Source organism: Sphingobium sp. EP60837 (assembly GCF_001658005.1).
Classification (GTDB): Bacteria; Pseudomonadota; Alphaproteobacteria; order Sphingomonadales; family Sphingomonadaceae; genus Sphingobium; species Sphingobium tyrosinilyticum.
On sequence record NZ_CP015987.1, the window covers coordinates 681,939 to 700,995 of the forward strand.

Consider the following 19,057-nt stretch of genomic DNA (forward strand, 5'->3'; position numbering starts at 1 on the left):
GCACCATTAAAAATTCGATATTGCAAAAAACAACAAAGGCCGCGACTCTTCTCACGTCGCGCTCAATCATGGAGTAACTGATGGCTACGGCGGCAAAAGCTATCGACACGGACTATATTCGGCGTGCGGTCGAATTGGCGGAGCCGAATGCGCTGCGCGTCACCCTTTACCAGAATAGCGGCGATGAAGAGATTGCCGCCCTGCCGCCCTCGGCGCGCATGAGCCCTGAGCAGAAGGCGCTGCTGATCAATCGCGCGACGGACTGGCTCATCGACAATGCGGGCAGCGCGGAGCTGCCCGAACCGCCCGAAGCCGAACTGCGCAAGCTGATGACCATGATCACCGGCCTTGAGATGACCGAAGTCGAGTTCGAGGCGCGCCGTGACCTTCCCGCCTTCCGCCCCTTCCCCTGCGCCGTCCAGTGGCAGTCAGGGAAGCCCGACATTCCGGACAACTTCCGCGTCGTCATCATCGGCAGCGGCCCGGCAGGCATCGTGGCAGGTGTGCAGTGCGAGCTGCTTGGCCTCCCCTATATCCTGTTGGAGCGTCAACCCGAAGCGGGCGGCACCTGGACGATCAACCGCTATCCCGATGTGCGCGTCGACACGCCGTCCATCACCTATGAATATAGCTTCGAAAAGCTCTATCGCTGGTCGGAGCATTTTAACCGGGGCGAGGAGGTGCGCGCCTATCTCCAGCATGTGTCGCGCAAATATGGCGTGATGGCGAACAGCCGCTTCAACCATGACGTAAAGGGCGCATCCTTCGACGCTGCCCGCAACATCTGGACGATCGACGTTGATACGCCCGCCGGCGCCGAGCAGATCGAAGCCAATGTCATCATCACCGCCTGCGGCACCTTCGCCAATGCGCAGCTTCCCGATATCGAAGGCGTCCATGACTTTGGCGGCCAGATCGTCCATCCCTCCGCCTGGCCGCAGGATCTGGACCTGACCGGCAAGCGCGTCGCCATCATCGGCAATGGATCGACCGGTGTGCAGCTGTTGAGCGCCGTCGCGGAAAAGGCGGGGCATGTCACTGTCGTGCAGCGCACCCCGCAATGGATCAGCCCGCGCGAGAAATATGGCTCCCCGATCGAACCCGAGCTGGCTTGGCTCTATGAGAATATGCCCGGCTACTGGAACTGGGCGCGCTACGCCGCGACCGCTCCCCTGTTCGATATCGACCGGCTGCAGCGCGTCGATCGGGAATGGCAGGCCCAGGGTGGTCAGGTCAGCAAGGCGAATGACGACATGCGCGCCTTCCTCACTAACTATATCCGGCAGGAAACCGGCGGGCGCGAGGATCTCATCGAAAAACTGATCCCCGATTATGCCCCCATGTCGCGCCGCCCCGTGGTCGATAATGGCTGGTATCGCGCGCTCACCCGCGACAATGTGGAACTGCTGACCGGATCGGTGGGACGCTTCACCAGGACCGGCTTCGTGATGGCGGACGGCGCCGAACGCGACTTCGATATCGTCATCGCCGCAACCGGCTTCGACGTGCTTAAATATCTCTGGCCCGCCCGCTATAAGGGCCAGGAAGGCCAGGACCTCCACGACACATGGGACGCAGGCGACGGCCCCCGCGCCTATCTGTCGATGATGGTGCCGCAATTCCCTAATTTATTCATGCTTTACGGCCCCAACTCGCAACCGCTGACCGGCGGCACCGGCCTGCCGCAATGGTGGCTGATCTGGGCCAGCTTCGCTGCTCAGTGCATGATGCGCATGTTGAAAGAAGGCAAAGGCCGCGTCGATGTGAAGCGGGAGGCGTTCGAACGCTATAACCGCGAACTCGACGAAGAGGCGCAGAACTGGCTGCAGATGACGCCAGAGGGCGGCATCGAGAAGAATTATTATGTGAACCGCGAACATCGCCGCCTTCAGGTCAATGCGCCCTGGCTCAGCCCCGATTATCACCGCATGTGCACGGTGGTGAACTGGGACGATCTGGAACTCAGTTGAGGGAATAGCCGTGCCTCGCCCCGCATTGGCCGCATCGCGCGCCATCGACATTTTGAATTTCATGGCGGCGGACCCGATGCGGGGCTATTCGCTGACGGAGTTGGTGCGACACCTCGACCTGAATCCGGCGTCCTGCCACGCACTGCTCGGCGCAATGACGCGCGACGGCTATCTCGTCCGGCAGGAGAGGGGGCGGGCTTACAGGCTTGGCCCTGCGCTCATCGCAATCGGCCATGCCGCGCTCCAGTGCCATCCTGTGGTCGCAGCGGCACGCGACCAGATCGCCCGTATGTCTGCCGACCTAGATCTGGACAGCCTGCTGACCGCGCGGCTGGGGGACCGGTTGATCGCCCTGGCGTCGGAAGGACCGGGGCGGCTCCCCGGGTTGCGGATCGGGCAGCGCGTGCCGCTTATCCCGCCGCTCGGCACGCCATTCCTCGCTTGGGCGGACAGCCGGGAAGTGGACGACTGGCTCGGCAAGGCGGCAGGACCGATCGAGCAGGACCGCCTGCGCCAGTCGCTCGCGATGGTGCGCCAGCGCGGCTACGCGGTGATGCGGCGCAGCCCTGAGCAGGTGGCGGCTGGTCGTGCGGTACTCGACATGGCCGAGGAACCCCTCGCCGACGACCGGCAAAAGCGCGCGGCCGAGCTGATCGGGCAGATGGGCGAGGATTATCTGATGATCGAGGGGCAGGCCGATCGCCTTCATGCGGTCGATATGATCTCTGCCCCGGTCTTCGGCCCCGATGGCGCGGTGCTGTGCACCTTGTCGCTCTTCGGGTTCGACCGGCCCTTGTCGTTGTCCCGCATCGCTATGCTGGGTGAGGCGGTCGGCCGTTACTGCCGGGCCGCATCGACGCAAGATAAGAATATATTGGGAGAAGCTGAATGCGTGCGCTGATCTACGAAGGTCCCGGCAAGATCCGCTATGTCGAGGATGTGGAGGTGCGCGAGCCGGAGGCGGGCGAAGTGCTGGTGCGCATCGCTGCCAGCGGCATCTGCCATTCCGATATCTCCGTCATCAACGGCACGATCGATTGGCCTGCGCCTGCTGTGTTGGGCCATGAAGGGGCGGGGGTGATCGAAAAGCTCGGTCCAGGAGTCACCGATCTGGCGGTCGGCGACCATGTCGCTCTCCACACCCTTGCCAATTGCGGCCGTTGCGGTCCTTGTGAAAGCGGCAGGCCGACTCATTGCCGCCAGTCTTACGGCAACCGCTCCCAACCCTTCATGCGCAATGGGGAGCCCGTCTCCAGCTTCGCGGCGACATCCACCTTTGTCGAAAAGACGGTGGTGAAGTCCAATCAGGCGGTGAAGATTGACCCTACAGTGCCACTGGATACCGCCTGCGTCGTGGGCTGCGGCGTGCTGACCGGCGTGGGCTCTGTCGTCAACCGCGCGCGCGTGCAGCCGGGCGAGACGGCAGCGGTGTTCGGCATTGGCGGCATCGGCCTCAACGTGCTGCAGGGCCTGCGCTTGGCCGGGGCGAGCCGCATCATCGCCATCGACCTGCTCGCTTCGCGCGAGGAGAAGGCGCGCGAGTTCGGCGCAACCGATTTCATCGACGCGTCGAAGGAGGACACGCCGCAGCGGATCAAGGACATTGTGTCCGGTGGCAACCCAGATCATGGCAGCGGCGTCGATTGGTCGTTCGAGTGCGTCGGCAATACCCGCGTGCTGAACGACGCCATGGCGAGCCTTGGCTGGGGCGGTAATTGCGTGATCGTCGGCACCACGGCGGCGGGTACCACCGCCGAAGTGTCGCTCACCCCACTCGCCTTTGTCGATCGCGGCGTCATGGGCGCGCGCTATGGCGCATCGCGGCCGCATCGTGACATTCCGTCCTACATCGCCCAATATCGACAGGGTAAGCTGATGCTGGATGAGCTGGTGACGCAGCGCTACGATCTGGCCGATTTCGAGCAGGCTTTCCACGATCTTGAGGAAGGCAAGCTGGCGCGCGGGGTGTTCGTGCTGTGACCGGCGCTGGCGCCTGGTATCTGCCGCCGTTGCGCGACGGTCGTCCTGCAGATGCGGGGCTGCTGGAACGAAGAGCCCGCGCTGCCGGTAGCACGGGCGAGGGAGACGCTCCCAAGCAAGCCCTGATTGGTGGCGTACGCTGCTTGCTGGTTGAGCCGCAAAACGGCCCGGCACAGGGCGACATCCTCTACCTCCATGGCGGCGGATACCGGCTGGGTTCGCCTGTCGCTTATATCGCTTATGCGCAGGGGATAGCCGATCAAGCCGGGCGGCGGATCATCCTGCCTTTTTACCCGCTCGCACCCGAAAATCCTTTTCCCGCCGCGCTGCACAGCATCGTCGCGGTCTATCGCGCGCTGGAGGACAGCCAGTCTGCGGTCATTGCAGGGGACTCTGCCGGGGGCGGCCTGACTGCCGCGCTTTGCATCCTCGCGGCGCGGGCGGGTGAGCGGCCCGCGGGTGCCATTCTTGTCTCGCCGATGCTTGATCTGACGGCCCAGGGCGACAGCCTTGATCGCAATGCGGAGCGCGATCCGCTCTTTTCCAAGGCGGCGGTTCTGGATTCCGCGCAACTCTATCTTCAGGGCCATGCGCCCGATGATCCCTTAGTATCAGCACTCAATGCCGACCCCGCCGATTTCCCATCGACTCTGATCCTGACCGGCAGCGCGGAAGTGCTTCTGGACGAAGCGCTTGCCTTTGCAAGAAAGCTGGCGATCGCGGACCGTCGCGTGACGTTGCACGTCGCACCGGGCATGGGCCATGTCTGGCCGCTCATGGCCCCCGGATCGCCCGAAGCGGCCGCCGCCGTTGCAACCATGGCGGCCTTTACCAAAGCCCTGAAATCCGCGGTTTCCGGCGCTTCCATGTAGCCGGAAAGCCGCCTCGCTCAATTGACCGGACCATCCGGACTGACCGACAAGCAGACCATTATTTCTATCGAGAGACGTCACCATGACAACGCCCAGCCTACCCTTTCCCGTCTATGATGCGGACAATCATTTTTATGAACCGGAAGACGCGCTGTTCCGTCACCTGCCCAAGAAGTGGCACAAGGATTTCCGCTTCGTGGAAGTCGATGGCCGCAAGCGTCTGGCGATCAAGGGACAGATTTCGGACTATATTCCGAACCCCACTTTCGAGCGCGTTGCGGCTCCCGGCACCCACGTCAACTATTACAGGGCGAACAATCCCGAGGGTCTGACCATGCGTCAGATGACCGGCAAGCCGATCGCTCCGCCGGAATCCTGGCGCACCGGCAAGGAGCGTCTGGCGGTACTGGATGGCCATAATGTGCATGCCGCGCTCATGTTCCCCACCCTCTTTTCGGTCATTGAAAAGTGGATGAGCTATGATCATGAGTTCTTGCACGACGCCCTGCATGCGCTCAACCAGTGGACCAGCGAGGAATGGGGTTTCGCGCGCGAGAACCGTCTGTTCGGCGTGCCGGTCGTTTCACTTGCCGACATGGACCGGGCGGTCGCGGAGACCGATTGGCTGATCAAGGAAGGGGCTCGGACCATCTGCATCCGGCCTTCCCCCGTTCCGGGCTATCGCGGCGGCCGGTCGATGGGGCTCAAGGATTTCGACGCCTTCTGGGCGCGTATCCAGGAAGCAAAGATCTTCGTGTCGATCCACGCTTCCAACTCGGACTATGACCATCTGATCGAGATGTGGACTGGCGGCGCAGAGTGGTTGCCGTTTGAATCTGATCCGTTCGTCAACTGCCTGCGGATCATTGAACGCGCCATTTCCGATACGGTGGCCGCGATCATCTGCGGCGGAGTGTTCGACCGCTTCCCCGACGTCCGGCTGGTCAGCGTGGAAAATGGCGCGAAGTGGGTCATCCCGCTGATCGACCAGCTGAAGCATGTTTACGGGCAGATGCCGCAGAAATTCATGAATGATCCGGTTGAACAATTTCACCGCAATGTCTTCGTGACGCCCTTTATCGAGGACGACTTCGGGCAGTTGAAGGAGCATATGCAGGTGAACCGGATACTGTTCGGCAGCGACTATCCGCACCCGGAAGGAACCGAACATCCCCTCGACTTCCTTCATGAATTGACCAGCTATTCCATGGCGGAAAAGGAAATGGTCATGTCCTCCAACCTCAAGGGCCTGCTGGAAGGCGTGCGGAACTAAGGAAAAGCTGTGAGCCACGACGTCATCGAACAGCTGCGCGCCAATCTGCGCGACCATGCCAGCGAACGCGGTATCGAACTTGAGGGCCGCTGGGTCAGCTGGGGCGACGTTGCGCGCTATGGCGAAGCAGTCGTGGCGCAGCTGGAGGCCGCCGGTTGCCCACCATCGGCGAAGGTGGGGATCATCATCCGAAACCGCTTGGCGCATGCGGCTGCAGTCGTGGGATTGATGGCGCATCGCCGGTCGATCAGCTTCGTCTATCCCTTCCTGCCGGCGACTGCGATCGCCGACAATATCGATAGCCTTGGCGCCGCGGCGATCCTCGCGGACGAACAGGACTGGCCGAATTTCCGGAAGGCGGCTGAGCAAGCGGGCTGTGCCGGCATTGCTCTGGCGGACATCGATGCCGAACCAAGGCTGGTCGAGGGGCTGGAAAAGTGCACGCGGACCAGCTTTGACGACGCCTTGCCTGATGGCGGCATTGAAGTGCTGTCGAGCGGCACCACCGGCACGCCCAAGCGCATCCCGATGCCGCTCAAGCTGTTGGAACGGGCGGTGATGAGCGCGCCCGGTGCGGAGTCCGGCAATGCTCCCTCGGTGCAGATCAATATCTGGCCCTTGGGCGGCGTGGGCGGCGTGTGTCTGCTGACGGGCGCGGCGGTCAACAACACGCCGCTGGTGCTGATGGAGCGGTTCACCGTCGATGGCCTGGTTGATGCGCTGCGCCGCCACAGGCCCGATACGCTGGGCCTCAATCCCACAGCGATCGCCATGATCATGGACGCGGACGTCTCCCCGGAAGACATGGAGAGCGTGAAAAGCGTCTCGGGCGGCTCGGCCTATCTGGACCCAGACCTGCAGGACAGGTTTGAAAAGCGTTACAATCTGCCGATCCTCTGGGGCATGGGCGCGACGGAGTTTTGCGGTACCATCGTCCGCTGGACGCCGCAGATGCGCGCGGACAGGGGCGACAGCAAGCGCGGCAGCACCGGCCTGCCCATGCCGGGCGTCGAGATCCGCGCCATCGATCCGGAAAGCGGAGCCGAAGTGCCTCACGGTGCCGAAGGGCTTCTTGAAGTCCATTGCCCGTCCGTCCGTCCGGACTGGGTACGCACCACGGATCTGGTGATGATCGACGAGGATGGCTACGTCTTTCACCGGGGGCGGTTCGACGGCGCGATCGTGCGGGGCGGCTTCAAGATCCTGCCTGAGCGCGTGGTCGATGTGCTGCGCCAGCATCCCGCCGTGGTCGATGCCTCTGTCGTCGGCATCCCCGACGCCCGCCTCGGCGCGGTCCCGGTCGCGGCGGTCGAATTGAGCCAGAGCGCGGGGATAGTTGATGAGCAGGCGCTGCTGGCGCATCTGCGCGCCGAATTGCCGCCTACCCATGTGCCGGTGGAAATCCGCATAGTCGATGCCCTGCCGCGCACGCCGTCGCTCAAGGTCAGCCTGAACGATGTGAAGAAGATGTTCATGGCCGACGCGGCCTGAGAGGATGAGAAAATGACCGTGTCATTGTTGGGCTTGGAAGGAAAGAAGGCGCTGATCGTCGGTGGCGGCCGCGGCATGGGCGAAGCAAGCGCCCTGCTGCTGGCGGAAGCCGGATGCGACATCGCCGTGCTCGACAGCGTGCTCGAAAGGGCCGAACAGGTCGCGAAGGAAGTGCGGGCGCTGGGCCGCGCGGGCATCGCGATCGAAGCGGACATATTGGACGAAGCCTCGGTCAAGCAGGCAGTGGCCGATGCGGAAGCAGCGATGGGCGGCCTCGACATATTGGTTACCATCGTCGGACAGGCTTTGTTCAAGCCGCTGCTCGACGTGACGCTGGAGGAATGGGATTATGATCAGTCCCGGAACCTTCGCTATTTCTTCGTGACCGGCCGCGCCGTTGCGCAATCGATGATCGCGCGCGGGGTGCCTGGATCGCTGATCTGCATCGGGTCGGTGGACGGCGCTGTCGGTTCACCCATGCACGCACCCTATGGCGCGGCCAAGGCTGGCCTTATGCATCTGGTAAAGTCCATGGCGGCGGAATGGGGACGCCAGGGCATCCGCGCCAATGCCGTAGCGCCGGGCAGCATCACCACCCCGCGCCTGCCGGAGACGCCGGATTCCCGCGCGCTGATGGAATCGAGCGTGCTGCCGATCGGCAGGCCCGGCACCACTCGCGATGTGGCCGGTGCCGTCCTGTTCCTGGCTTCGGGTCTGTCGGAATATGTGACCGGGCACACGCTGTTCGTCGATGGCGGATGGATGGCGGCAAACCATTTCGATCCGCGCGTCATGGCAACGAAGAAAAGCAACGAATAGCCTTTGGTCCGGCCGATCATTCGGCCAGAAACTCTTCGATCGCGGCGCGGCATGCGTCGAACGCGTCATGCTGCGGCCAATGACCGCTGTCGGCCAGCCGGACTTCCCGCACATGCGGAATCGCCCTCAGCAGGTCGGCGGGCACACCGGACGGCCAGCTGCGCTCGCCATAGAGCAGCAGTGCCGGGCAAGAAATGTGACGCCACAATGTGCGGGCCTCGTCCGGCGTGATGTCGGGAAAGGGCCAGACGGCGAGATAGGGATCATGCTTCCACTGCCAGTTCGCCTCGCCCACCCGCTTCAGGCCATGGCGCGTCAGATGATGCGCCTGGGTAGCCGACAGAAATCTGTGGCGTGCCCGCATCCTGTCCTCCGCTTCATCGATCGACGCGAACTGGCGGGGGGGCGTCAGCGAAGCGGCATGCCGCTCCTCCAGCCAGTCGCCTATCCTCTTTTCGATCATCCGCCCCAGACGGCGCTCTTCAATGGCGGGAAGTGCGCCGACCGCTTCGACCGCCACCACCTGGCGCACCTTATCCGGGTAAACGGCGCTGAACCGCAGTGCGATATGCGCGCCCAGCGAATGGCCGATCAGCGCCGCCCTCCGCTCCGCGCCAAGGCCAAGCTCCTGTGCCAGCGCGGCGAGGTCGGACAGATAGGCGGCGAAGTCATAGCGCCCGTCCTGCGACCAGCCGCTGTCGCCATGGCCGCGCAGGTCCGGCGCGATCACATGATATTTTGGCCGCAACGCTTCCGCCATCGCGTCCCAGCTGCGGCTATGGTCGCGGCTTCCGTGAATCAGGATGACGAGGGGCGCACCATGATTCGGCCATTCAGTGTAGCTGAGCGTCATGCGGCTGTTTAGAAAAGGGCGCTTTACGGCGGCGGTGACGCGGCTTGTATTTTCCGGCATTCCTCAATGTAAAGAGGAGGGTGCGGTGGTTGGCGACCCGAAAAAGCTTGGTTTCCGCATGGCTGTAACAGCCATTTTCGCCGGCATTTTCGGACGCTTGAATCCATCGCTCGCTCAGAATATAGTAGGCGTTACTATAAATCGGCGGACGGTACGGCCGGCGTCGAAAAGGCGAGGTGTGTAGGAGGCGGAATGGGCTCTAGCTCACAGGCGGACGGAAGGTCTCGTGGACGGGGGAGTGTAAAATCCTGTCTGCGGACTTTGGAGGTCCTCGAATATTTCATGAACGCGGGCGTTCCGGCTCGTACTATCGAAATCAGCGAGGCGCTCGGTATCCCCAATTCCAGCGCGGATGAGATCTTGCGGACGCTCGCGGCGACCGGTTATCTCACCTACAATCAGGCGACTAAGCTTTACGCTCCATCCTACAAGATCGTCGCCAATGCTTCATCGATCGAACAGAGCTTCTTCGGCGGTGGACAGATTGGCGAGATCATGGAGGATATGCGCCGTGAAACCGGAGCGAGCGTGTTCGTCACTCAGCAGAATGACTGCTGGTCTGAAAGCATCGCGGAAACGCTAGGCGATTGGAAGGCGTCGCCGGACGTAGCGCCCAGCTATCACGACCAGATGGTCTGTTTCGAACGCAATAGTTGGCGTCCCGGCACCAATTTTGCGGCGGCGATGCTGGCGCAGCAATCCAATGTCGATATCATTCAACTCGCCACCCGGACACAGCGGCTTGGCTTTGGTCCGAAAGGGCCGACGCTGATGAAGCATCTGGTGGATCGCATAGCCCAGACGCGCAACCGCGGTTTTTCCATCTGCCGCCGCAGCCGGTCGCAGCCGGTCGATTCCATCGCCATGCCTTTGCGCGTGCCGCACGGCGTCGCTTCCTACGCCATTGGCGTTGTGGGCGATCCCTTGTTCTCAAGCGACAATGATGTGCGGCAGATGCTGTCAGGCATGCAGTCGGTCATCTTCCGCTACAATGACGGAATCCGCCGGAGCAAGACGATCAGTATTCAATAAGGGCCGGATGGTTGCAGCGCTTGTTCGATGTCATCGGCGCTGGCGATGCGAGCGACCATGCGCAACTGGTCCCTCATGATGACTTCATGAGTGCCGGAGTCGGCCGCCGCCACGCAATCTTCTGCGATGATCACATGATAGCCCAGATCCGCGCCAGCCATCGCGCAGCCCGCAACGGCGACATTGGTCGAGACGCCAGTAATCACGATCGTGTCTATGCGCATCCGCCGCAGCATGGCGTCGAGTGCCGTGCCGTGAAGCCCGATCAGCCCCGAACTGCGCGCGACGACGAAATCCTGCGGTGCGGGCGACAGTTCGCCGACAATCTGCGCTTCCGGGCTTCCCGCGATCAGCAGGCGGTTTTTCCGAGCCATCACCGCGAGCAGGCTGTTGGGCTGGACGTCCGCGAAGTCTGGCCGGTGAGCGATGGTGAGGTGCCATATCGGGAGACCCGCGTCCCGGAATCGCCCGGCAAGATGGGCAATCTTGAGCAGGATGCCGCGTTCCGCAACCTGCCCGATCAGGCCCGCGAAGCCGCCCATGCCCTGCTCCACGATCCCGCGCTGGCATTCGCTGATTATGAGGGCCGCGCGGCCATGAAGGGGAACGGCCAATGTCCTGCTCCTGTCTTAAGTGTCTTTGGGAAGAAGACCATGGAAAGCTGGCGGGCAAGGCATCGTGCGGCGGCTCCATAGATATGGAAATGCCGGTTTGAACCTTGGTTCCTCCCGGCGGCGGGATAGACCTGCAAGCGATCAGAATAGCGTTTTTTTGAGGAGTGAGTGAATGGCTGCCCAATATGCAGACGTGGTGGGGACCGCCCCTGCCGACTTAAAGGCGCGCAAGCTGCCGCTGAAGGATACGCCTGAATTACGGCAGGCGCTGGCGGAGGGCGAAATCCACACGCTGCTGATGACCTATGTGCATCTGAGCGGTGATGAGTCGATGCTCGACAAGTTCGCTCCGCATATCAAGTCGCCCTATGCCTATCCTCCCGAAGAGATCCCAGCGGACCTGACCGCAGAACTACGGCAGAAGCTGCTCTATGTCCTCAGCACGCCGGGTGCGGCGCTGGAGGGCGATATTGCCGAGGCGCTGATGCACCGCATGATGACGGTCGGCCTGGCCGAGGAAGTCGCCGACGAATTCCTGCCGCTGCTCTACGACCAGATCGGTTTCCGTCCCGAAGTTCCACGGCGCCAGCGCAAGGACCGCAAGCCCGCCCCTGCCGGCTTCAAGGTGCTGGTGATCGGCGCGGGCATGACCGGCCTTGCGGCGGGCGTAAAGCTGGCCGAAGCGGGCTATGATTGGGAAATCATCGAAAAGAATGAAGAAGTCGGCGGCACCTGGTGGGAAAACCGCTATCCGGGCGTGGGCGTCGATACGCCCAGCCACTTCTACTCCTTCTCCTTCGCGCTCAATTCCGAATGGCATAATTACCACCCGCAGGGCACGGACATGTTCGCCTACCTCAAGCGGGTGGCTGACGATTACAAGCTGCGGCCGAATATTCGCTTCAATACGCTGGTGGAAAAGCTGGTCTGGGACGAGGACGCCGCAGTATGGAACGTCACCGTCCGCAGGAAGGACGGCAGCGAAGAGGTTATCCGCGCCAATGCTGTCATCAACGGCCACGGCCCTGTCAACCGTCTGAAATGGCCTGCTATTCCGGGTCTCGACAGCTTCCAGGGCACGCGGCTGCACACCGCCACCTGGGACACGTCGATGGACCTCAAGGGCAAGCGCGTCGGCGTCATCGGCACGGGTGCCAGCGCGGCGCAGCTGATCCCCGCCATCGCCAAGGACGTGAGCGAGCTGTATGTTTTCCAGCGCAGCCGCCATTGGGTAATGCCGAGCCCAGCGGGCGACGATGAAGTCACCGAAGGCGTCAAGTTCGCCATGCGGCACATCCCGCATTATCTGGAATGGTTCCGCTTCCGCATCTACTGGTACGCCGCCGACGGGCTCTATCCCAATGTGCTGCTCGATCCCGAATGGCCCGAGGATTCCCCTTCGGTTTCCGCAGTGAACGAAGGGATGCGCAAGTTCGCGGTCGGCTATATCGACAAGATGTTCGCCGATCGGCCTGACCTCAGGGAAAAGCTGACACCGGACTTCCCGGTCTTTTCCAAGCGCATCATCCTCGACCGCGGCCCCTATTTCCCGACCTATCTGGAACCGCATGTCCATCTTGAGCAGTCGGGCATCGAAAAGGTGACGCCCAAGGGGCTGCTGCTGAAGGATGGACGCGAGATCCAACTGGACGTGCTGATCTGCGCCACCGGCTTCGACGTCGCCAACATGATGGGCGATCTGGAAATCGTCGGCATTGGCGGCAAGCATCTGCGCAGCGAGTGGGGCACGGAAGATCCGCGCGCTTATTTCGGCATGCTCATCCCCGGCTTCCCCAATTATTTCCACACGGTCGGGCCGAACAGCGCGCCCAACCATGCGGCCGGGCAAAACCTGATTTCCGAGCGTCAGGTCAATTATGCGATCGAGTGCCTCGATTGGGTCAATGCCAAGGAAAAGAAGGCGCTGCAGCCCACCAAGCCTGCCTTCGACGCCTGGCAGAAGAAGGTGGAGACCCAGATGGTCAAGATGATCTGGAGCCATCCGCGGGCCTACAGCTATTACAATAATAGCAAGAAGCGGAATTTCCTGTCTTGGCCGTGGCGGCTCATCGACTTCTGGAATGAATGCCGCGGCCCGCGCAAAGAAGATTTTGAATTGCTATAAGGGGGGCAGGGCGGCCGTTTGCGGCCGCCCTCGTTCGCTTACCAGCCGTTAAAGCTGGTCGGTATAGGTGTCGGTGCCCACGACGGTGGGCATGAAGGGTGAGGCGATGACGATCCTGCCGATCCCACTTTCCTCGATTGCCCGGCCGAGTGGCACATAGGCGCTGTCCCAAACGGCCTTGGGATCTTCAACCGAGAAGCTCAGGAACACAGCGCGGTCATTGGCCTCGATCGGCACATCCTTCGGACTGGTGGGGTCGAGCGGCAGCGGCGATCCACTGAGCGCCACATCCCCCGGCAGATTGCGCGCGCGCAGGAAGTCCGAAAGGTCGGCCGCGCTTTTCCCGGTATTGAGATCGACGATGAAGGCGACCACGCCGCCATAGGCGCGGTCGAGCGCCAGTTCGATCGGCATGGCGCTGCCCGGCGCATTATACTCGGCGTCGAAATTGTAGAAGCTGGTGTGGATGTGGTCTCGTTCCTTGAACATGCGGCCAGTCGCGTGCAGGTCATTCACTTGCTTCACCGCCCAAGCGTCCCAATCCTTGTGATGCCCGTCCAATATCCAATAGAGCGCGAGATAGGACCCCTTGGCCAAGTCTATGCTGCCGGACCCGAAGCGCTTCGCCTTTTCCGCGCGGGTGGCGACATAGCGGCCGCCTGCCACCGTATAGGCGCCGATCATGCAGCCGCTGTAGAAATGGTCGCGCTCATACCATCGATTATAGGCCGCCTCATATCCGGGGCGCGGCTCGACCATAGTGAAGAGCAGCGATCCCAGGCGGATCGGCCGGTCGGCGCGAGGAATGTCGGCTTTGCTGAACAGGGCTTCGCTCGTCATCAATCTCTCCTTTTGGAAATGGCGTGATTGAAGGGCAGGCGGAGCCTTCGTCAAAGCAGGGCAACGCCTGTTCCGGGTCAGCGGAAAGGTCGCTGGTCTTGCTACCGCCCCGCCAGCGCGCGATAGGCAGGGTGGCCTACATCAGAGAGGATATTGAGATGGCGGGGCGTCCAGCCCAGTTCGCGCCGTGTTCGCGGACTGCGAGAACGGCTGCAGGTCGCCATGCCGATCAGCGTTTCGAACTTGCCCCAGCGGCGAACGCCTTCGGCGAAATCCACGCTGTGTGCATGGACGCCAAGGTCGCGGGCCACCGCCTCGGCCAGCATGCGATTGTTCAACTCCCCAGCGACGGCATGGTAGAGCGCGCCCGCCATGCCTTTCTCCAGCGCCAGGCGATAGACCTCCGCCAGATCATCGACATGGACATTGGAATAGAGGTTTAGCCCTGCGCCCAGATAGGCGACATCACTGTTGCGCACGGCATCCGCGTAGAACATGCGCAGATGGCCGCAGCCGCCATGGCCCCAGATCATCGGCGGCCGAACCACCATTGCGCGGACGCTGCCCGATGTTCCCGCCTGCCGGATCATCGTTTCGGTCACGAGGCGATATCCGATATATTTGGACGGTATGAAAGGGTCGTCTTCGGCGAAGCTGTCCTCGCTCCACGCCCCGTCCGTCCTTTGGGACAACAGGCCGGTGCCACTGGTGAAGAGAAAGCTATGCAACTTGCCGTCCATCGCCTTCAATAGCGCCGCGATCGTGTCGAACTCCTCCTGCAGCATGAGCTGGGCGGCATAGATGGTCGCATCATGTTCGCGCATCATGTCGATGACGGCGTCCAACTGGCTAAGGTCGCCGCGCAGCGGTCTGACGCCCTCCATCACCAGGGCCGCATCGCGATCGCTGCTGCGAGTGAGGCCGCTGACCCGATGCCCCGATGCCGTGAGGTGACGGGCAATGTGCGACCCGAGATAGCCGGTCGCGCCGAGGACGAGAATGCGCATCGATTTCCTTCCGCTCATGTACAAGCAGCAGGACCGGCATAGCGGTCAATCGACCCGAGCGCACCTTCCGCCAGCCCGGAATGCTCCCTTCGGCTGTATCAATCCAACTTTTCCGTCCGGGATGAGCTTGTCGAAGCCCATCTATTCTTTTGCAAGACAGGTGAAGTGTTGACGATTGAAGCGAGGCGAAGGGATCGCCTCAAACAAACGAACGAAAATTCAGGGTCAATCCGAGGTGACGCGGGTTCTAAAGCGTATTCACCATATGACCACCATCCACGACCAGTTCAGCACCGGTGATATAAGCGCCAAGGTCTGACGCCAGCAGGAGCAACGCGCCGTCCAGATCCTCCGGCTGTCCCAGGCGGCGTTGCGGAATTCTGCCGATCAGCGCTCTGCCCGCGTCCATTTCCCAGAACGCAGCGTTGAGTGGCGTCGAAATATAACCTGGACATAGCGCGTTCACGCGAATGCCGTGGCGCGCCCATTCCAACGCCATGACCTTCGACATCTGCACGACGGCAGCCTTAGAAATGGCGTAGGAGCCGACCTGCGCCGCTTGACGCAGCCCAAGGATCGACGCCACGTTGATGATGCTGCCCTGACGCCCGGCCGCAACTATCGCCTGCGCCGCACCGCGCGCTACCAAATAGGTGCCACGCGCATTGGTATCCATGATGCGGTCCCATTCCGCTTCGTCCTGATCGAGTAGAGGGCCGCCGCCTGCCACCCCCGCATTGTTGACCAGAATATCGACCGCACCCACCTGTTGCCACAGCCGGTCTATGGACGAGGCGTCCTGCACGTCCAGCGCCATGGCGCGCGCATCGGGAAGGGACGCTGCAAGCGACTGAAGCAGATCGGTCCGCCGCGCTGTCAGGATTAACCGTGTCCCCTGGGCAGCGAGCGTCCGCGCGAAATGCTCGCCAAGCCCGCTGCTCGCGCCGGTGACGAGCGCCGTCTTCCCCTCAAGGCCGAAGCTGGGAAGCGTCATGCCGCTAGCGCCAGCGGCGCTTCGGCGGGATAATTGCTCGGGCTGATCGCACAAGGGGCGGCCAGCGTGGCGATGAGGCTGGGTCAGTCATAGGTCTGTTGGCACCGTGAAGGACAATCCTGAAGCAGCTTCGGCGGGGTGATGATCGGGGTGATGGAACGGCGACCATTGGACTTGCTCCTTCTATTCCTCACCTTTGGTTTAACGCGTTTGAACGTCTGCGCCGACCGCGCGAGAACGCGGCCGGCTCTTCGTCAAGCCTGCATCAGGCCGCCAGCACTTCTTCCGGTTCAGGCGGGAAAATCGAAGGCTTGCCCGGGTCATAGGTCTGGACCAGCAGCGTGATGAACTGCTTGTCGGTCAGCGGATCGGTCGGTACTTCGAACGTCAGGCCGCGCGCCCGCAGGTCGGCGATCAGCATGTCGAACACCTGATCATGCCCGATGTCGTCGGTGTGATCGAGGGACTGCTTGAGTTCGGTGTAATCCATGAAGATGTCCGCGCCCCAGTGGATCAGGAAGCGGAACTCATCTTCCGGAATCTTCTGGATCACCTTGCCGTCAGTGGTGATCTGCCAGCCATTGGGGTCTTCAGGGTCCGCGCTCATCTGCGAATTGATCGCCAGGCCTTCGGGCTGGCGCATCGACGACGGACCGACGGCTTCAGCCGTGTGGTACATCATTTCATTTTCGACGACGACGGCGCGGCTCCACATCGGCGCCTTGATCTGGGCGGGCTGAGCCTTGGGGCCGTTGGGCCAATAGTTGAAGCCGCCGCCGATCTTGCCCTTGTAATACCAGGTGATTACCTGCGCCTTCTTCGCGCGCCAACGTTCGAACAGGCCCGATTTCACCATGATGTTCATCAGCCAGACCGGCGAGGTCTGCATGGAGATGCCGCGGAAGCGGGTCGCATCGACGTGCGGCGTGTCGCTGCCGCGTGAGGGGCCCTGAATGTTGAACAGCATATTTTCGGGACGGGCATATTCCGCCTTCCAATAGCCGCGCACGAGGTCGAGGAACTTGGTGTTGAAGAAGCAATCCTCGATCTCGGGATGCTGGACGGTCGATCCTTGCGCGAAATAGCCGCGGAACACGGGCGACAGGAACATGTCCCAGGTCGGCTTGAACCCCGCAGGTATGCTGCCCGACGTGGTCGCGACGACTTCCTCGGGGGATTTAAAATGCTGCGCTAGGATCAGCGACCAGGGTCCGTTTTCCCGAACGACGTTCAGCATCCGGCTGTGCTGGTCTTCGCTATAGGCGCCCTCGATGATCTGGGGCGGGGCGACGGGGCGGAATTGGGTGGTCATTCAATGCTCTCCTCGTTCTTATGAACGTTGAACTGGTTTGGATTGGCAGCCTGACTGCGCGCAGGCCCCATCGGCATGCCGACCCTATCTCATCTGCCCGGCAAAGGCAATATATGACAACGAGCGATGTAGTTAGGCGGGCTGGCCCTCGGACAAGGCTGGAAGCCATTCGCGCACCGCATTTTTCAGCAGCTTTCCGTTCGGATTGCGGGGCAACGGGCCTTCCACGATATAGACATGATCGGGCACCTTATAGTCCGAAAGGCGCTCCGCGCAGAATTGACGCAGGCTGGCGTCGTCGGCCTGTTCGTTCGTCACGACGAACGCCTCGACCCGCTCGCCCAACACGGGGCAAGGGCGGCCGACCACAACCGCTTCGGCCACGGCCTCATGCGCCATCAGGGTGTTTTCGACCTCGACCGAGTAGATTTTGAATCCGCCTCTATTGATCATATCCTTCATGCGATCGAGTACGCAGATATATCCGTCCGCATCCATCGCGCCGATATCGCCCGACTTCCAATAGCCGGCCGCAAAGCCTTTTTCAGTCGCTTCGGGATTGTTCCAGTAGCGCGGGACCGTCATCGCCCCTGCAATCCAGATTTCGCCCTGCGCGCCTGGCGGCACCTGACGTCCATCCTCGTCCATGATGACGATATCGGTATAGGGAAGTGGCTTGCCCACCTTGTCGCGATGAGATGCGCATTGTCCCAGCGGCATCATTACCGCAGGGGACGAGGTCTCCGTCGATCCGTAGATGTTCACCAGCGTCAGCTGTGGCACATGTTCGGCCAGCGCCTCGATCGTCGCCTCGGCCATCGGCGCTCCGCCGAATGCGCCGATCCGCCAACTCGACAGATCGAAATTGTCGAAGTCGGGGTCCATCAGGCACAGCTTGTACATTGCCGGAACCATGATGGCGAAGCTCATGCGTTCGGCTTGCGCCAATTCCAGGAACTGCCGTGCCTTGAACGCCTCCTCCACGACCACCTTGCCGGCCACGCGGACGCTGAGCATCAAGACAAGGCCGATGCCGGTAACGTGCGACGCAGGGACGGCCAGGATCATCGACTCGCCGTCTTTCAACTGCAGATGATTTTGAGTGCCGATGCAGATGGTGGTGAGCCCGAGATGGGTCAGCACCGCGCCCTTGGGACGACCAGTGGTGCCGGACGTATATAGGATGCAGAAAGGATCGTCCTCTCCCACTGCGGAGTGATCCGGCCTGTCTGCTCGCGTTTCCGGCCCAGCGGCTGACCAAGCTGCCGCTTCCGCTTGGTAGGGGAGCCAATGGCGGACCGCGGGCAGGCTGGCGCGGTCGGGCAGTTGGTCTTCCAGCGCGTCGTCATAAATGATCGCCGCCGCGCCGCTATCGGTCAGCGCATAGGCGGTTTCGGGCGCGCGTTGGCGGATGTTCATCGGGACCGCGATGACGCCGAGCCGCGCTGCGGCCACCAGCAATGTCATGTAGTCAGCGCGGTTGGAAAGAAGGATGCCCATCCGATCGCCAGCGGCAAGGCCGAGCGCGGTCAGCCGCGCGGCGCAGGCGTCCACGCGCGCGGCAAGACTGGCATAACTCCATCGCACATCGCCTTCTACCAATGCGATCGAGTCAGGCGCGCGCCGCACCGCATCCAGAAACATCGCGTAAATGTCTTGCGGCCGATCCGCGTAACAGTCCACCACCCTGCCGTGGTGCAATTCCTTGCGGAGATGCTCTTCCTTCATTTGGATGTCGTTCCTCTCGGCGCGACCGGCTATGGCGTGTTCACACATAGCTCGCCGGGCTCTTTTAATTACACCTTGCATTGTGGT

16 protein-coding genes are annotated in these 19,057 nt (G+C 62.1%); 9 read left to right on the plus strand and 7 right to left on the minus strand.

The window, feature by feature from the left end; genetic code table 11:
* Window positions 1-80: 80 nt before the first annotated feature.
* From EP837_RS16050 to EP837_RS16080, 7 genes are all read left to right on the plus strand, one after another.
* Window positions 81-1,970: a flavin-containing monooxygenase gene (locus tag EP837_RS16050; protein WP_066530831.1), complete on the plus strand. Its 1,890-nt coding sequence runs from the start codon at window positions 81-83 to the stop codon at window positions 1,968-1,970.
* 10 nt (window positions 1,971-1,980) lie between these two features.
* Window positions 1,981-2,871, plus strand: coding sequence for an IclR family transcriptional regulator (locus EP837_RS16055; RefSeq protein WP_156518663.1), 891 nt, complete (start codon window positions 1,981-1,983; stop codon window positions 2,869-2,871).
* Entirely contained in the window at window positions 2,859-3,950 is a 1,092-nt protein-coding gene (locus EP837_RS16060; protein WP_066530836.1) for a Zn-dependent alcohol dehydrogenase, read from the plus strand. Before EP837_RS16055 ends, EP837_RS16060 begins: the two co-directional genes overlap by 13 nt.
* Window positions 3,947-4,822 (plus strand): alpha/beta hydrolase, encoded by an 876-nt coding sequence (locus EP837_RS16065; RefSeq protein WP_066530837.1) that lies wholly within the window; start codon window positions 3,947-3,949, stop codon window positions 4,820-4,822. The genes EP837_RS16060 and EP837_RS16065 overlap by 4 nt, the downstream gene beginning before the upstream one ends.
* Before the next feature lie 82 nt (window positions 4,823-4,904).
* Window positions 4,905-6,095, plus strand: a complete 1,191-nt coding sequence (locus EP837_RS16070; protein WP_066530840.1) for an amidohydrolase family protein — start codon at window positions 4,905-4,907, stop codon at window positions 6,093-6,095.
* Between the two features lie 9 nt (window positions 6,096-6,104).
* Entirely contained in the window at window positions 6,105-7,586 is a 1,482-nt protein-coding gene (locus EP837_RS16075) for a class I adenylate-forming enzyme family protein (RefSeq protein WP_066530843.1), read from the plus strand.
* Between the two features lie 12 nt (window positions 7,587-7,598).
* Window positions 7,599-8,405 (plus strand): SDR family NAD(P)-dependent oxidoreductase, encoded by an 807-nt coding sequence (locus EP837_RS16080; RefSeq protein ID WP_066530846.1) that lies wholly within the window; start codon window positions 7,599-7,601, stop codon window positions 8,403-8,405.
* Window positions 8,406-8,421: 16 nt separating this feature from the next.
* On the opposite strand, the gene EP837_RS16085 is transcribed toward EP837_RS16080, so the two are convergent.
* Entirely contained in the window at window positions 8,422-9,318 is an 897-nt protein-coding gene (locus EP837_RS16085; protein WP_066530848.1) for an alpha/beta fold hydrolase, read from the minus strand.
* Between the two features lie 282 nt (window positions 9,319-9,600).
* On the opposite strand from EP837_RS16085, the gene EP837_RS16090 reads away from it, so the two are divergent.
* Window positions 9,601-10,350 carry an IclR family transcriptional regulator domain-containing protein gene (locus EP837_RS16090; protein WP_197486415.1) on the plus strand — a complete coding sequence of 250 codons (750 nt, stop codon included), beginning with the start codon at window positions 9,601-9,603 and terminating at the stop codon, window positions 10,348-10,350.
* Here EP837_RS16090 and EP837_RS16095 read toward each other — a convergent pair.
* Window positions 10,344-10,964: a cysteine hydrolase family protein gene (locus EP837_RS16095; RefSeq protein WP_066530860.1), complete on the minus strand. Its 621-nt coding sequence runs from the start codon at window positions 10,962-10,964 to the stop codon at window positions 10,344-10,346. The two genes, EP837_RS16090 and EP837_RS16095, sit on opposite strands and share 7 nt — an antisense overlap.
* Before the next feature lie 172 nt (window positions 10,965-11,136).
* Between EP837_RS16095 and EP837_RS16100 the strand changes: the two genes are divergently transcribed.
* The gene (locus EP837_RS16100) at window positions 11,137-13,089 is read left to right on the plus strand and encodes a flavin-containing monooxygenase (RefSeq protein WP_082919749.1); all 1,953 of its coding nucleotides are present in this window, start codon (window positions 11,137-11,139) and stop codon (window positions 13,087-13,089) included.
* Window positions 13,090-13,137: 48 nt separating this feature from the next.
* Here the strand turns inward: EP837_RS16100 and EP837_RS16105 are convergent, their stop codons facing one another.
* From EP837_RS16105 to EP837_RS16125, 5 genes are all read right to left on the minus strand, one after another.
* Entirely contained in the window at window positions 13,138-13,929 is a 792-nt protein-coding gene (locus tag EP837_RS16105) for a hypothetical protein (protein ID WP_066530863.1), read from the minus strand.
* A gap of 101 nt (window positions 13,930-14,030) precedes the next feature.
* Window positions 14,031-14,936 carry an NAD-dependent epimerase/dehydratase family protein gene (locus EP837_RS16110; protein ID WP_066530865.1) on the minus strand — a complete coding sequence of 302 codons (906 nt, stop codon included), beginning with the start codon at window positions 14,934-14,936 and terminating at the stop codon, window positions 14,031-14,033.
* 247 nt (window positions 14,937-15,183) lie between these two features.
* Window positions 15,184-15,930 carry an SDR family NAD(P)-dependent oxidoreductase gene (locus EP837_RS16115; RefSeq protein WP_066530866.1) on the minus strand — a complete coding sequence of 249 codons (747 nt, stop codon included), beginning with the start codon at window positions 15,928-15,930 and terminating at the stop codon, window positions 15,184-15,186.
* Between the two features lie 265 nt (window positions 15,931-16,195).
* Entirely contained in the window at window positions 16,196-17,242 is a 1,047-nt protein-coding gene (locus tag EP837_RS16120; RefSeq protein ID WP_066530868.1) for a hypothetical protein, read from the minus strand.
* A gap of 132 nt (window positions 17,243-17,374) precedes the next feature.
* Window positions 17,375-18,970, minus strand: coding sequence for a class I adenylate-forming enzyme family protein (locus tag EP837_RS16125; RefSeq protein ID WP_066530875.1), 1,596 nt, complete (start codon window positions 18,968-18,970; stop codon window positions 17,375-17,377).
* Between the last annotated feature and the right edge of the window lie 87 nt (window positions 18,971-19,057).